The sequence below is a fragment of the Nakamurella aerolata genome, from assembly GCF_013002705.1.
GTDB classification, from domain to species: Bacteria; Actinomycetota; Actinomycetes; order Mycobacteriales; family Nakamurellaceae; genus Nakamurella; species Nakamurella aerolata.
In genome coordinates this window covers 165,881-180,432 of record NZ_JABEND010000004.1, presented here as the reverse complement: position 1 = coordinate 180,432, position 14,552 = coordinate 165,881, and the positions used below count along the sequence as shown (strand labels likewise).

The window sequence follows — 14,552 nt, the reverse complement described above, 5'->3', positions numbered from 1 at the left end:
CGCGGCCGCACTCGGATTGCCGAACCACCCCGGTACCGGCCGATACGGCAAACTGCCTGCAGCTAAAGGACATTCAGCCGATGGGCACCGCAGCTGCTCCCCACTGCCCCGGACCCGCACCACCCGGCACACCACTGTCCCCGCGCAACACTGCGGCCCCGTCGACCGTAAGGTCGGCGGGGCCGCAGTGGACCAGCTATGACGTTGGCGAGCCCAGCGGTCAGTGGTGGTGCCCACCGGCCGCGGCCGGCTCCGGCTCCTCGGGGATGTCGGTGACGGTGGTCTCGGTGGTGAGCACCATCGCGGCGATCGACGCCGCGTTGGACACCGCTGATCTGGTCACCTTGACCGGGTCGATGACACCGGCAGCGAGCAGGTCGCCGAACTCACCGGTGGCCGCGTTGTAGCCCTGCCCGGACGGCAGGTCGGCGATCCGGCTGACCACAACACCGCCCTCGGCCCCGGCGTTCGCGGCGATCCAGAACGAGGGCGCCGACAATGCCTTCTGCACAAGGGTGACACCCAGCGCGGCGTCGTGCCCCTGCTCGCCGGACACCTTCTCGGCCAGCTTGGTCAGCTCAGCAGCGGTGTGGATGAGCGCGGACCCGCCACCGGCGACGATGCCCTCGGCAACCGCGGCCTTGGTCGCGGCGACGGCGTCCTCGACGCGGTGCTTGCGCTCCTTGACCTCGGTCTCGGTGGCCGCGCCGACCTTGATGACGGCGATGCCGCCGCCCAGCTTGGCCAGCCGTTCCTGCAGCTTCTCGCGGTCCCAGTCGGAGTCGGTGCTCTCGATCTCCGCCTTGATCTGGTCGGCCCGCTCGGTGACGGCCTTCTGGTCTCCGCCGCCGTCGACAATGGTGGTGGTGTCTTTGGTTGACACCACCCGGCGGGCGCTGCCCAGCACCTCGGTGCCGACCTCGGACAGTTTGAGGCCGACCTCTGGCGACACCACTTCCGCGCCGGTGACGATGGCAAGGTCCTGCATGAAGGCCTTCCGACGGTCGCCGAAGTACGGCGACTTGACCGCATCCACCTTGATGGTCTTGCGGATGGCGTTCACCGCGAGGGTGGAAAGTGCTTCGCCGTCAACGTCTTCGGCGATGATCAGCAGCGGCGAGCCGTCTTCCAGCACCTTCTCCAGGATCGGCAGAAGGTCGGCGAGCGCCGAGATCTTGCCGCTCACCAGCAGCACCTTGGCGTTCTCCAGCACCGCCTCGCCGGCCTCGGGGTCGGTGATGAAGTGCGGCGAGATGAAGCCCTTGTCGAACTGCATGCCATCGGTGAACTCCAGCTCGATGTTGGTGCCGCTGGACTCCTCGACGGTGACGACACCGTCGCCGCCGACGTGCTCGATGGCCTGGCTGAGCAGCTCACCGATGTGCTCGTCGCGGGACGAGATGGTGGCGATCTGGGCGATCCGGGAGTGGTCGCCGGCCACCGGAGTGGCCTTGGCCGCGAGCAGCTCGCCGACCTTGTCGGCGGCGGCCAGAATCCCGGCGCGCATGGCCATCGGGTCGGCGCCGGCCGCGACGTTGCGCAGGCCCTGCGAGATCATCGCCTGGGCCAGCACGGTGGCCGTGGTGGTGCCGTCGCCGGCAACATCGTTGGTCTTGGTGGCGGCGGTCTTCACCAGCTGCGCGCCGAGGTTCTCCTGCGGGTCCTCAAGGTCGACGTCGCGGGCGATGGTGACGCCGTCATTGGTGACGGTCGGTCCGCCAAACTTCTTGTCCAGCACCACATTGCGGCCACGCGGGCCGAGGGTGACCTTGACGGCGTCGGTGAGCTTGTCGACGCCGGCCAGCAGCGCGCCGCGGGCGGCGGCGTCGAAGCTGATCTGCTTCGCCATAAGGGAAGTCCTTTCACTGAAGATTCGCTGACGGTTCGGTTCGCTGATGGTTCGGTTGCTGATGATTCAGAACAGGCAGGCAGGTTGCGACCAGCCAGCGCGAGCGGGTAACGGACAGCAGGCAACGAACACGCGCCCCGCTGCACCGCCGGGTGGCGGGCCGCGGGGCGCGCATCGGGCTCACCTCGGCGCCGCGGCCGCCGACGGTCAGGTCAGCGCCGCGGGCCGAGTGCGGCTCACTTGGTGATCTTGGCCAGCACGTCGCGTGCCGACAGGATCAGATACTCCTCGCCGTTGTAGCGCACCTCGGTGCCGCCGTACTTGGAGTAGATGACGACGTCGCCCTCGGCGACATCGAGCGGCACGCGGTTACCGCTGTCGTCGACCCGGCCGGGGCCGACCGACAGCACGGTGCCCTCCTGGGGCTTTTCCTTGGCCGTATCGGGGATCACCAGACCGGATGCGGTGGTGGTCTCGGCCTCGTTGGCCTGAACGAGGATCTTGTCCTCGAGCGGCTGGATGTTCACCTTCGCCACTGTGCTTGACCTGTTCTCTCGTGCGGGAAACTGCTGAAAGAAGCTGACACCACGGAGCATCAGCCGAGCCGAGGGGATCAGCAACCGACCGTCGTCGCGGGTGCCGGCCGGCCGTCATCGCCCCGTCGATTGGCACTCTACCCAGGAGAGTGCCAGCGTTCAACAGCGGGCCCGCAGGTCTCGCGTCGGCAACAACCAGATCAGTCGGCGGCGACTAACCCGGCCAGCGCGTCGACCGCGGCCAGGGCCGCTTGGCGCTGCTCGTCGGCCAGCCCGTCCAGCCACTCGTTGCCCTGCGGCAGCGAGACCCGGGCCAGCACCGCCTGCCCCGCCACCCGGCGCGCCGGGGTCAGCTCGGTGTCCATGTCCTGCAGCTTGGCGCGCAGCTGGTCGGTGTCGGGTGCGCCGTCGAGCACCTGCGGGTAGACGTCGGCGGCGATCACCGCGACCGCGCCGATCCCGTTGCCGGCCTCGCCGGCGTCGACGGTGTCGCCGGGTTCGGTGGCGCCGCGCAGCCCCGAGTTGATCAGCTCGGCCGCCTGGCTGCGGTCCGCGGCCAGCAGCCGCCGGGCGAAGGCCCCGACCGCGTCGATGTCCCAGACGCTGTTCTGTTGCTCCATCAGCTCTCCTCGACTCAACTTCGACCCCGACTCAGCTTCAATCCGACTCAGGTTCACCTCAAACGTGCACCGTCGCCACCGGCAGCCCGGGGTTGCCGGTCAGCGCCGGATCGGCGGGCTGGGCGCCGGCCGCGATCGCCAACGCCCCGATGGCGGCAATCATCGCACCGTTGTCGGTGCACAGCCCTGGTCGGGGCACGCGGAGGGTGATACCCGCGTCACCGCAACGGATCTCGGCCAGCTCGCGCAACCGCCCGTTGGCGGCGACACCACCGGCGATCACCACCGTGTCGGCCCCGATGTCGCGGGCGGCGCGAACGGTCTTCGCCGTCAGCACGTCGGCCACCGCCTCCTGGAACGAAGCACAGACGTCGGCCACCGGAACCGGCTCGCCGGCCCGGCGCTTGCCCTCGACGTACCGGGCGACAGCGGTTTTGAGCCCGGAGAAGGAGAAGTCGTACGGGTTGTCGCGCGGGCCGGTGAGCCCCCGCGGGAAGGCGATGGCGGCAGGGTCTCCGGCGGCAGCCTGCTGGTCGATCACCGGACCGCCCGGGTAGCCGAGGCCGAGCAGCCGCGCCACCTTGTCGTACGCCTCCCCGGCCGCGTCATCGACGGTACTGCCGAGCTGCTCGAGGTTGGTGCCGAGATCACCGGCCCGCAGCAGCTGGGTGTGACCACCGGACACCAGCAGTGCCAAGGTGTTTGCCGGCAGCGGCCCGTGCTCAAGGGTGTCAGCGGCGATGTGCCCGGCGAGGTGGTTCACCCCGTAGAGCGGCAGGTCCCAGCCGGCGGCGTAGGCCTTGGCGGCGGCCACCCCGACCAGCAGCGCGCCGGCCAGGCCGGGGCCGCAGGTGACGGCAACCGCGTCCACCTGATCGCGATCGATGCCGGCCTTGGCGAACGCCGCAGCCATCGTCGGTTGCATAGCTTCCAGATGCGCCCTGGAGGCGATCTCCGGCACGACGCCGCCGTAGCGGGCATGCTGATCCGACGACGACGCCAACTGGTGCCCGAGCAGTTCCAGCCGCGGCTGGCCGGTGGCCGGGTCCCGCTCCCCCATCCGCACCAGGCCGACACCGGTTTCGTCACACGACGATTCGATGCCGAGCACAACAGCACCAGGCCGCAGCGGCTCCGGTTGCCGGCGGCGGGTTGTTGGGATTGCTGCCGCTGTCATCGTGCAGATTCCTTGCTGTACTTGGTTTCTCGATGCTTGGTTTCTCGATGCTTGGTTTCCTGGTGCTTGGTTTCCGGGTGCTTGGTTTCCGGGTGCTTGGTTTCCGCTTGAGATGACGGTGCGTCCGGGGTTCCGGGACCACCAGCAGAACCACCAGCTGGCCGGAGCATGGTGTAGGCGTCGGCACCCGACGGTTGGTAGTAGCGGCGCCGGCGGTGCAGCAACTCGAATCCCTCCGAGCGGTACAGCGAGATGGCGGCATCGTTGTCGGTGCGGACCTCGAGCAGCACCGCGCGCGACCCGGCTGCGGCGAGCAGGTTCCGCAGCAGCCGACGACCCAGCCCGCGCCCGCGCAACGCGTCGGCAACGCCGATGGTGCGGACCTCGGCGCTATCGTCGTGTGGCGCGCTGCCGAGCACGGCAAGGCCGGCGTAACCGACAACGGTGCGGTGATCCGCACTGCCGTGATCTGCACTGCCGCCACCTGCACCACGATGGCCGGCACTGCTGGCCGGGTTGGTGCTGGCGGGGGTGCCGGTTCCGGCGGCGGTTCCGGCGTGGGTGGACGCGGCAACGGTCGCCACCACGTAGTGGTGCTCAGCTGCCAATTCCGACCAGAACATCTCGGCGCTCCATGGCGAGTCGGTGGCGAACAGCTCCGCCTCCATCGCCACCACCTGCTCAAGGTGCCACCAGCGCATCGGTTCGACGGTGATCACACCGGTGCCCGTCGCACTGGCGCCCGTTGCACCGGCGTCCGTCACGCCAGCGCCCGTCACGCCGGCATTCGTCGCGCCGGCGTTCGTCATGCCAGCACCGACTTGCTGGCGCTGGGTTCGGTGACGTCCGGGCGCCGCAGGTACAGCGGCACCGGCGGTGCCGGGACCGCGCCGGTGAGCAGGTCGCGGGCGGCCGCGCGGACCAGCCCGAGACCGGCGGACCCGGCCGGCAGCTCGGGCAGGTCGAGCCCGGCCAGCACCGCCCCGGCCCCGGCGACGGCCGTCGGCTGCTGCGGCAGGGTGGCGCAGAACGCGGCCAGATCGGCGGGACGCAGCACCTCCGGCCCGGCCTGCGTCCGCAAGGCCCCGCAGGAGCCGGGCGCGAACGCCGACACGTACACCTCGCGGCGCCTGGCGTCGGTGACGACAAGAAAAGGTTCGGCCACCTCGGCGCCGAGGGCGGTGCCGAGGTGGCTGGGCACCGGGTACACGGAGATGCCGAGCGCATCGCCGAGCGCCGCGGCGGTGGCGATTCCCACCCGCAGACCGGTGAACGGCCCGGGGCCCACCCCGACCACGATGGCGTCCAGCTGCCCCAGCTCGACACCCGCCTGCGCCAGCGCCGATTCCGCCAGCGGCAACAGCCGTTCGGCGTGCGCGAACGCGTCATCGACGTTGGCTTCGGCGAGCACGCTGATCGGCGCTGTCGGTCGCGGCGCTGTCGGTTGCGGCGCTGAGGTCGCGGCGGTGCCTGCCGGGTCGATCAGCTCGTGGGGGCGGAGCAGCCGCACCACCGCCGCGGTGACGACGGGAGTTGCGGTGTCCAGCGCGAGTACCAGCATGATCGGTCAAGTCTAGGGAAATCGCGGGGCGGTCAGCGTCCACCCGGTTGTGCCGAGCGGCACGGCGGTCCGGCCGGCAAGCCGGCGCGACCGACCGGCACAGCACGCGCCCGTTGATCGCCTACGGTTGAGCTGCCCGTGGCCAGCGAGGAGGTGTGCGGTGACCGGACCGAGCGCCCGCCCACCGTTCGGTGGCGGACCGACCCTCGCCGATGTGGCCAGGGCGGCCGGGGTGTCGCCGGCGACGGCATCGCGGGCTCTGCACGGCGCGCCGGGACGCACGGTGCGGGCCGAGTTGGCGGCGCGGGTGCTCGAGGCAGCGCGGGCGCTGCACTACGTCCCCAATTCCGCGGCCCAGGCGATGTCGCGCGGACGGTCAAGCACGGTCGGGCTGCTGGTCCCTGACATCGCCGATCCGTTCGCCGCGGCGGTCGCCGCCGGCGTGATGGCCCGCAGCGCCGCCGCCGACCTGATCGTCAGCGTTGCGGCCACCGGCGGCGATCCGGCCATGGAAATCCGGCACCTGAACCAGCTGCGGCACCAGCGGGCCAGCGTTGCGGTGCTCGCCGGGTCGCGGTTCACCGATCTCGAGGCCGAGCGGGCGCTGGCCGCAGAGGTGGACGAGTTCATCGCCGGCGGTGGCCGCGTCGCCGCTGTCGGCCGGGCCATGCCGGGCGTGCACTCGGTGGTGATCGACAACATCGACGGTGCCGCCCGGATGGCAGGACTGTTGGTATCACTGGGATATCGGCGCTTCGCGGTGCTGGCCGGGCCGGAAAACCTGGCAACGAGCGAAGACCGGTTGACCGGATTCCGGCGCGGCCTGGCGGCAGCCGGGGTGCCGCTGCCGGACGAGCATGTGCTGAGCGCGCCGTACTCGCGCGACGGCGGTTATGTCGGCATGGCCGAACTGCTCGACCAGGGCCTCGATCCCGACGTGCTCGACGCGGTGTTCGCGGTGAACGACGTGATGGCGATCGGCGCCATGGCGGCGCTCGCCGAGCGCGGCTACCGGGTCCCGGACGACGTTGCGGTGGCCGGTTTCGAGGACGTGCCGATGCTCCGCGACATTCGGCCGGCGCTGACAACGGTGAGCCTGCCGCTGGACGAGATCGGTGTGCTGGCCATGGATCTCGCGTTGGAGACCGGGCACGACTCCAGCGACGCCACCCCCCGGCATGTTCCGGTGCGCTGCGAGGTCACCGTGCGCGATTCCACCCCGGCTCGTTGAGCGGCCGGTGCCCCCGCCGGACGACCCTCACGATTCGCACGCGGTGTCGCCGGGCAGCAGCACGGTGACGCCGATCTCGGCCGGGTCGCTCCAGCCCTGCACACCGATCCGGAAGGACGACGGGTACCCGTTGTCGCTCAGCTGCTCCTGCGGCACCGCGGTCAGCACCGCCGCGGCGTCCGGCCCGGCGACCGCCGCACAGCGCAGGTCGCCGATGCGACCCGTCCAGGCCGGCGGTTCGGCCAGCGGCCACCGCAACCGGGTGCCCGATTCGGAGGTGGCGGAGCTGCCGCCCGGCCCGTTCGGGTCGGCAACCACCCGCAGCAGCAACGGTGGCGCCTGCTGGTCGGCAGCCCGCTCCAGCTGCGCGATGAAGCCGACCAGCCGCTCCCGATTCTGCAGCTGGACCGCCGTCAGACCTGCGTCCGGGCCGCTGTCCGGCGCCAGCGCATACACATTCAGCGACAACGTCGGCCAGCCGACCGCACCGGTCGAGCTGACGGTGGTACCGGCGGCGTCCATGATGTCCCTGCGCACACCGAAGTCCAAGCCGCGCAAGGCATTCGCCTGCTGTTGCAGCTGTTCGGTCTGGCAGGCATCGAGCTGGCCCACCCACTGCTGTGGGTCAGCACGCTCGGCATTCCACCGGGCGATCGAGTTGTCGTCGTAGACGATCAGCGAGTCCGCCCGCTGCCACGTGGTGGTCCAGGGTGAGGCGAGGGCAATGCGGAGCACGGGCTTCCGAGCTCTGGGCGCTGGGCCTTGCGGCGACGCCGTGCCCTGCCGCGACGCGGTGTCCTGCTGCAACGCCGTGTCCTGCTGCAACGCTGTGCCCTGCGGCGACGCTGTGCCCTGCGGCGACGTTGCGTCTTGCGGCGACGTTGCGTCTTGCGGCGACGTTGCGTCTTGCGGCGATGCTGTGGGCGCAGCGCAGTCGTCCCGCTCCGAGCCACCGGGTTGACCACTACCGACCTGGGCGCTGCTGATCGCCGAGACACTGCCGCTGTCCACGGCTTGCTGGCAGCCGGCGAGCAGCATCGCGAACGTCACCACCCCGGCTACCAGCGTTGAGCGTCGCCGCCCGCTGCGAGCCGCGGAGGGTTGGCCAGGGCGCATTGTTGCTGTCATGACGCTACGACGGATACCAGCGGCATTCCGGTTGCATGCGAGTCGTCAACTGCCGCAAGGGGATTCGCCCGGCAACACCGGCACCACGAAGACCTGCTGCGGGCTGCCCCAGCGACGCACTCGCACCCCGCCCGTCAAACCAGCGTCCGCTCGATCACAACCGTTCCAGGACCGCACAACCGTTCCAGCCTGCTGCAGCGGTTGTGACGTACTGAAACGGCTGTGATCAACGGCGAGCGCCGCGAGATGATTGATCCGCGGCCGGGTCACCGTAGGGGCGACGGATCAGCTGGACGGCTGGGTGGCCAGCACCGCCCACCGGGGGTCGGTCCAGCGAATCTCGACCCGGCGGGAGTTCTCGTCGGCGTCGTCGCGAAACAGCTTGAGGTGCAACGGGTCTGTGGCAAGGTCGGCGGCGATGTCCTCGCCCCACTCGACCACGACGGCGGCTCTGGCCAGGTCGGTGTCGAGGTCGAGGTCGTCCAGTTCCATCGCACCGGAGAGCCGGTAGGCATCGACGTGCACCAGCGGCAGCCGCGGGCCGTTGTGCACTCGCGCCAGCACGAACGTCGGTGAGGTGATGGTGTCGGTGATGCCCATGCCATCGGCGATGCCTTTGGTGATGGTGGTTTTCCCGGCGCCGAGCTCTCCGGAGAGCAGAACAACGTCGCCGGCGCGCAGCAGCGCGCCGATCTCGCGTCCCAGCCGCAGCGTCTGCTCCGGCGACGCCACCCGCACGGTGACGGTGCGCTCGAGGCCGTCGAGGTGTTCGCTCACCGGCCGGCCCGCTTGTTGACCGATCGCTTCCGGGTCGATTTTCCGGCGGGATTCTTGGCCGGCTCCGGTGCGCGCGCCACCCGTCGGATCAGCTCGCGCAGCGCGTCGGTGGTGACATCGGGGCTTTCCAGCATCACGTTGTGCCCGGCGTCGGGTACCACCACCAGATCGGTGTGCGGCAGGGCGTCGACCAGCGCCTGGGACTGGGTCAGCGGGATCATCCTGTCGTCCTGGCCGACTATCACCACGCCGGGCAGCGGAGCGAGCACCGGAAGTCCTTCGCGCACATCATGTCCCAGCACCGCCGGCAGAAAGTCCGCGATCACGTCCACCGGCACCGACGAGATCATCTGATCGACGTAGTCGACCACTGCGGCCGGCACATTGGGGTCGGCGAAGCCGAACGATCTGGTCAGCAGCCAGACCGCGTCCCTGGTCAGCGGCCGGCCGCGCTCGAACAGCCGCGGGTACCTTCCCGCGGTTGCAGTGACCGCTCGTACCAACGGATTTCCGCCGAGCAGCGCCGGTCGTGACGACGTCGAGGCGAACTGCGCCGAGCTGTCGACCAGGGCGAATCCGGCCACCGGCGACCCGAAGAGCTCGGGCCGGTCGGCGGCCAGCTGCAGGATCGCCATGCCACCCATGGAGTGCCCGACCAGCACCACCCGCCCGGTCGGCGCGGCGGTGGCCAGCACCGCGTCGAGATCTTCGGCCAGCGCGGCGATGGTCGAGCGACCCGACCCGGCCCGGCCCGACTTGCCGTGGGAGCGCTGGTCGAAGAACACCAGCCGCAGCGTCGGCAGCTCCCGATCGGGCAGCTCGCCGTGTTGCGAGTCCGGTAATCCCGGCAGCTCCTCCGGGTCTGCCCCGGCGGCGGCGCCGGCGCCGGCTGGTTCGGCGGTGGTCGCTGCCACCCGCCGGGCGGCGTACTCGGCGGCAGAACGGTTGCCGGACAAGGCGATCCGCTGGAAGTGCCAGGCCCCCAGCCGCAACGTCCAGCCGTGGGCGAACACCACCGTCAGCGGGGCGTCCACCGGCCCGACCTCTTCCACGTGCAGTGCGACGCCGTCCGGCGCGGCCACCGTGTAGCTGCGGTCGGCGTCCAGCGAGTCGAAGCCGGTGTCCTGGTCGCCGGCCAACTGCCGGTACCTCCGCACCGCCCGCCGCTGTGCCGTCACGCCGCCCAGCGCAACGGCGCCGACGGCCCCGGTCAGCACCGACGCGGTACCGATGATCTTGCCGAGGGTGCTCACCGCGACGTCACCGCTTCCGCGCCGCCGTCGCCCGGATACCGGCGCGGCACCCGCGGGCCGATTCTGGTGACGATCTCGTAGTCGATGGTCTCGCAGTGCTTGGCCCATTCGCCGGCGGTGGGCTCGCCGTTGTCACCTGGTCCGAAGACCGTCACCGGGTCGCCGGCCGCCACCTCGGTGTCCCCACAGTCGATCACGAACTGATCCATCGCGACGCGTCCGGCGATCCGGAACCGCTTGTCCCGCAACAACACCTGCGCGCGACTGGAAGCAATGCGCGGAATCCCGTCGGCGTATCCCAGTGGCACCAGCGCCAGTGTCGACGGGCCGTCGGTGCGGTAGGTGAGGCCGTAACTGACGCCGTGGCCGCCCGGCACCCGCTTGGTCAGCGCCACCGCGGCCCGCAACGTCATCGCCGGCCGCAGCCGCAGCTCGGTGCCGACGGGGTTCAGTCCGTACAGGCCGATACCGAGCCGGACGGTGGTGAACTGCAGATCCGGGTGGTCGATGGCCGCGGCCGTGTTGGCCAGGTGCACGTGCGCCGGTCGCAGGCCGGCCAGATGCGCCGCCTGTCTGATATCGATGAACGCCTTCGCCTGCTCGGCCACCGACGGATCACCGGGAATGTCGGCGCTGGCCAGGTGACTCATCAGGCCTTCGACGCGGAGCCGGCCGGCGCGCTCGGCCGCCGCGGCTGCCTGCAACAGCGCGTCGATGTCTGCCGGGCCGGCGCCGCCCCGCCCCAGCCCGGTGTCCACCTTGAGGTGTACCCGGGGCGCGCCGTCAGGTCCGGCGCCAGTGCCGGTGCCGGTGTCGGCTGCCAGCACCGCGTTCAGCTGCGCCAGCGAGCTGACGGCCAGGTCGACGCCGGCGCGTAGTGCCGGTCCGGGATCTTCGGTCGGCGGCCAAAGCCAGGCCAGTACCGGCTGGCGGATGCCGGCCGCGCGTAACGCGATCCCCTCGTCCAGGGTCGCCACTCCGAACAGGTCGGCCCCGGCGGCGGCCAGGGTGCGCGCCACCGGCACCATGCCGTGCCCGTAGGCATCGGCCTTGACCACGGCGAGGGTGTTGGTGCTGGGGTGCAGCCGGGCCGCCAGCTCGCGGAAGTTGTCGGCGATTGCGCCGAGGTCGATGTCCGCGACGCAACGCGCGAACGAGACCGAATCCGGTCGGGGAGCAGCCACGCCCCTACTGTGACACGGGAATGATCTTTGACCGGTCACCCCTCCCCCGCGAGCACGAACCAATTCGCACAGCACACACCGTCCAGCACCCTGAAACGGTTGTGGCGTACCGGAACCGTTGTGCTCGCTCGTGCGGGTCGGCTGCCGGCCTCACCCGGCGGCGGAAAGGTACTCCCACAACGCCGGTGCGCCCACCTTGCCGGCCGCGGCGGCGCGCTGCCCCGCCCTGCCGTGAATATGGGCGCCGACGACGGCCGCGGTGAACGCGTCGAGGGTGCCGCCCGGGGTGTTGCCGGCAGCGAGCAGCGACCCGATGACGCCGGCCAGCACGTCACCGGTACCGGCGCTGGCCAGCCACGGCGTGCCGGTGAGGTTGACGGCGGCGCGCCCGTCGGGGGCGGCGATCACGGTGCGGTCGCCCTTGAGCAGCACCACCGCGTCGGACTGCCGGGCCGCGGCCCGGCACGCGGTCAGCCGGTCGCCGAGGTCGAGCTCCGGCCAGAGCCGGGCGAACTCGCCGGCGTGCGGGGTGAGCACCACCGGCGCGTGTGAGCGCCGCTCCCGGCGCACCAGCAGCGCGGGGTTGTGCGCCAGCATGGTCAGCCCGTCGGCGTCGATCAGCACCGGCACGTCAGCACCCAACACCACGTTGAGCCGGCGGAGTGCGGGGCCGTCGGTGCCCATGCCGGGCCCGGCGACCCAGGCTTGCACCCGGCCGGCGTCCACCGGGTCGTCGCTGGCGACGACCTCGGGCCAGCGTTGCACCACCGCGGCCGCCTGCGGACCGGCGTAGCGGACCAGCCCCGGCCGCAGCGAAACCGCGGCGCCGACGCACAGCAGCGCGGCACCCGGGTACTTGGCCGAGCCGGCGACGATGCCCACAACGCCGCTGGAGTATTTGTCGCTGTCGCGACCGAGGCGGGGCCGGTGGAACGCGACGTCGATGTCGTCGAGCGCGATCGCGTCGGGCAGCACCCGCTGGTCGGGCGCCAGGCCGAGGTCGGCGATCTCCAACCGGCCGGTCTGCGGCGCCAGCAGCAGCCCCGTGCTCGGCGCGCCGAAGGTGATGGTGCTGGCCGCGTCGACGGCAACCGGTTCGGATTCTGGTCCGGATTGTGGTTCGGCGCCGGGGGTGGCCCCGTTGCCCTCGGATGCCGGTTCGGCGGCCCGATGCCCGTCCGGGTCGATGCCGCTGGGCAGGTCGATGGCCAGCACCGGCGCCGGGGCGGCGTTGGCGGCCAGCACCAGCCGCGCCATCGTCGGCCGCAGTGGCGGCCGGGCGCCAAGACCCAGCAGCCCGTCGATGATCAGATCGGCACGGGTCAATGCGCTCACCGCGGCCGTCATCGCATCGGTGGCGTCGATCAGCTTGCCGCCGCGCCGTTGGAACGCCGCGAGACCACCGGCATGTGCCCGCTCGGGATCGGCCAGCACGGCCAGCACATCGGCTCCGCGGCGACGCAGCACAGCACCGGCGTAAAGCGCATCCCCACCGTTGTTTCCGGGCCCGACGAGCAACACCACCCGGCGGCCCGGCACCGGGCGGGGCAGCATCCGCAGCGCCACCGCCGCCACTGCATAGGCGGCTCGCCGCATCACAGCGTCATCCCGGTCGTCCACCAGCGCCGCACGTTCGGCTGACCGGAGTTGGTCGACGGTATAGGCGCTGATCACCGAATCAGCTTAGGGCCAGCACCACAGCGGCAGCGATACCCGCGTCGTGCGACAGCGACAGCCGCCACTGCCGGATGCCTTGCGCCGCAGCGGCTTGCGCGACGCTGTCGACCATCTCCAGATAGGGTCGGCCAGATCCCTCGGCCCGGACGATGCAGTGGTGCCAGTCCATTCCGGGAGGGACACCGAGAGCTTTGGCCACGGCCTCTTTGGCGGCAAACCTGGCGGCAAGGGAGCTGTGCCCGCGCCGGTTGCCGCTCGGGGTGCGCAACTCGTCGTCGACGAACAAGCGGTTCAGCAACCCTGTGGTGCGCGACATGGCGGCGGCCAACCGGGCGACTGCAACCACGTCGATGCCAACCCCGAGCACCACAGAGCCGTCGGAACCAGCGGGCACCTCGGGAAACTGCATGCCGCCATGGTGTCAGGCCGGATCCGGCCCTGGGCAGCGGGCGGATCAGTCGATCGGCAGCAGCTTCGGCGCGGCGAGCCCGAACTCGACAAGCACCGCCGCGGAGAAGGCGTCGGGATCTGCGGCACCGCTGCCCATCCTGGTGATCTCCAGCCCGGACGACTCGGCCAGTTCGATCAGCCGCGCCGCCTCGCCGGACGGCAGGCAGCACAGCGCGCGGCTACGCATGGACGCGGCGGCCGCCACCGCGGCGAACAGTCGGCACAGCCGGGTGCGGTCAATGTCTTCGACGCCGTCCGGCAGCAGGTAGTAGTCGGCCGCGGCGGGAAGGTCGTGGAACGATCCGCCGGCCTGCACCCGTACCTGGCTGCCGTGGTGCGCCAACCGCAGCCGCGCGTGCGCATCGGTGCCGGCGACGTCGATGACGGTGGCGCGCAGCGCGCGGTTGTCGTCGAGGACGTCGTCGATGAGCTCACCGGCGTCGTCGGTGATGTCGACGACGGACGAGATGCGGTGCCAGGGAACGTGGGTGTCGAACCACTCCCGCCGCAGATCGGTGATGGTGGCGACGAGAGCGCTTGGCGCCAGCTCGGTCATAACCATGTCGGAGAACCTCCGGTGCGATGTGCGGACCTGTGGTGAACGTCTGGTGGTGAACTCGGTGCGTCGGGATACCGGCGGACGCAAGACCCGCATCGATACCTCGCGGCGATGCCTTCGGTCGATGCCAGTACTTCGGCTGGCAATCGATTACCAATAGCCAGCGCGGTACTGCTTCGGTACTGCGGAAAGCGGCCACAGTGTGTTGCGGTACGTCCGCGCTGAGGTACTTCCGGGCTGTGGTGCTTCAAAGATGGCGGCCCCGACCCCGCACCGACGGGCGGGTAGCCCTCGCCTTGTTGAGCCGGGGCCGCATCTTCGAGTCTTCGATTCCCCCAGCCGGCGCAAGCCAAGCGCGACCAGGGGCTTCGACTCTTCGCCGAGACCCGTTCAATCCCACCCGACGAGGGATTGCCGGGGCTGCGGCGTAGAGGGGACCATGGATCTCCCACCACGACAGTGACGCACCGTCCGTCGATTTGCATCGCGGTGGCAACTTCCTGCCAGATCCGGGATTCATCAAGGAGCGATGGGACACAGTTGACAAAGG

Annotated in this window: 14 protein-coding genes; 1 reads left to right on the top strand and 13 read right to left on the bottom strand. The window is 70.8% G+C overall.

All coding sequences use genetic code 11. The features are described from left to right. Positions 1-220 precede the first annotated feature (220 nt). From groL to tsaB, 6 genes are all read right to left on the bottom strand, one after another. Positions 221-1,849, bottom strand: a complete 1,629-nt coding sequence (gene groL, locus HKD39_RS09285; RefSeq protein ID WP_171199587.1) for a chaperonin GroEL — start codon at positions 1,847-1,849, stop codon at positions 221-223. A 236-nt stretch (positions 1,850-2,085) separates the two neighbouring features. Next, positions 2,086-2,385: a co-chaperone GroES gene (gene groES, locus HKD39_RS09280; RefSeq protein WP_171199586.1), complete on the bottom strand. Its 300-nt coding sequence runs from the start codon at positions 2,383-2,385 to the stop codon at positions 2,086-2,088. Between the two features lie 200 nt (positions 2,386-2,585). Next, positions 2,586-3,005, bottom strand: coding sequence for a hypothetical protein (locus tag HKD39_RS09275; RefSeq protein WP_171199585.1), 420 nt, complete (start codon positions 3,003-3,005; stop codon positions 2,586-2,588). 58 nt (positions 3,006-3,063) lie between these two features. Next, entirely contained in the window at positions 3,064-4,182 is a 1,119-nt protein-coding gene (gene tsaD / locus HKD39_RS09270) for a tRNA (adenosine(37)-N6)-threonylcarbamoyltransferase complex transferase subunit TsaD (RefSeq protein WP_171199584.1), read from the bottom strand. Then, entirely contained in the window at positions 4,179-4,991 is an 813-nt protein-coding gene (locus HKD39_RS09265; protein ID WP_246232319.1) for a GNAT family N-acetyltransferase, read from the bottom strand. The genes tsaD and HKD39_RS09265 overlap by 4 nt, the downstream gene beginning before the upstream one ends. After that, positions 4,988-5,743: a tRNA (adenosine(37)-N6)-threonylcarbamoyltransferase complex dimerization subunit type 1 TsaB gene (gene tsaB, locus HKD39_RS09260; protein ID WP_171199583.1), complete on the bottom strand. Its 756-nt coding sequence runs from the start codon at positions 5,741-5,743 to the stop codon at positions 4,988-4,990. The genes HKD39_RS09265 and tsaB overlap by 4 nt, the downstream gene beginning before the upstream one ends. Before the next feature lie 160 nt (positions 5,744-5,903). On the opposite strand from tsaB, the gene HKD39_RS09255 reads away from it, so the two are divergent. Then, positions 5,904-6,974, top strand: a complete 1,071-nt coding sequence (locus tag HKD39_RS09255) for a substrate-binding domain-containing protein (protein WP_171199582.1) — start codon at positions 5,904-5,906, stop codon at positions 6,972-6,974. Between the two features lie 27 nt (positions 6,975-7,001). Here the strand turns inward: HKD39_RS09255 and HKD39_RS09250 are convergent, their stop codons facing one another. The 7 genes from HKD39_RS09250 to HKD39_RS09220 all read right to left on the bottom strand — a co-directional run bounded on the left by HKD39_RS09250 (position 7,002) and on the right by HKD39_RS09220 (position 14,005). Then, positions 7,002-8,102 (bottom strand): hypothetical protein, encoded by a 1,101-nt coding sequence (locus HKD39_RS09250; protein WP_171199581.1) that lies wholly within the window; start codon positions 8,100-8,102, stop codon positions 7,002-7,004. 285 nt (positions 8,103-8,387) lie between these two features. Next, positions 8,388-8,879, bottom strand: coding sequence for a tRNA (adenosine(37)-N6)-threonylcarbamoyltransferase complex ATPase subunit type 1 TsaE (gene tsaE / locus HKD39_RS09245; protein ID WP_343074657.1), 492 nt, complete (start codon positions 8,877-8,879; stop codon positions 8,388-8,390). Further along, positions 8,876-10,132, bottom strand: coding sequence for an alpha/beta fold hydrolase (locus tag HKD39_RS09240; RefSeq protein ID WP_212754330.1), 1,257 nt, complete (start codon positions 10,130-10,132; stop codon positions 8,876-8,878). Before HKD39_RS09240 ends, tsaE begins: the two co-directional genes overlap by 4 nt. Continuing rightward, the gene (alr, locus tag HKD39_RS09235; protein ID WP_343074656.1) at positions 10,129-11,316 is read right to left on the bottom strand and encodes an alanine racemase; all 1,188 of its coding nucleotides are present in this window, start codon (positions 11,314-11,316) and stop codon (positions 10,129-10,131) included. Before alr ends, HKD39_RS09240 begins: the two co-directional genes overlap by 4 nt. A gap of 150 nt (positions 11,317-11,466) precedes the next feature. Then, complete coding sequence (locus HKD39_RS09230; RefSeq protein WP_171199578.1) at positions 11,467-12,990, bottom strand: NAD(P)H-hydrate dehydratase; 1,524 nt, start codon at positions 12,988-12,990, stop codon at positions 11,467-11,469. Positions 12,991-12,994: 4 nt separating this feature from the next. After that, positions 12,995-13,363 (bottom strand): holo-ACP synthase, encoded by a 369-nt coding sequence (locus tag HKD39_RS09225; protein ID WP_171199716.1) that lies wholly within the window; start codon positions 13,361-13,363, stop codon positions 12,995-12,997. Positions 13,364-13,447: 84 nt separating this feature from the next. Next, entirely contained in the window at positions 13,448-14,005 is a 558-nt protein-coding gene (locus tag HKD39_RS09220; RefSeq protein ID WP_171199577.1) for a hypothetical protein, read from the bottom strand. Positions 14,006-14,552: the final 547 nt, after the last annotated feature.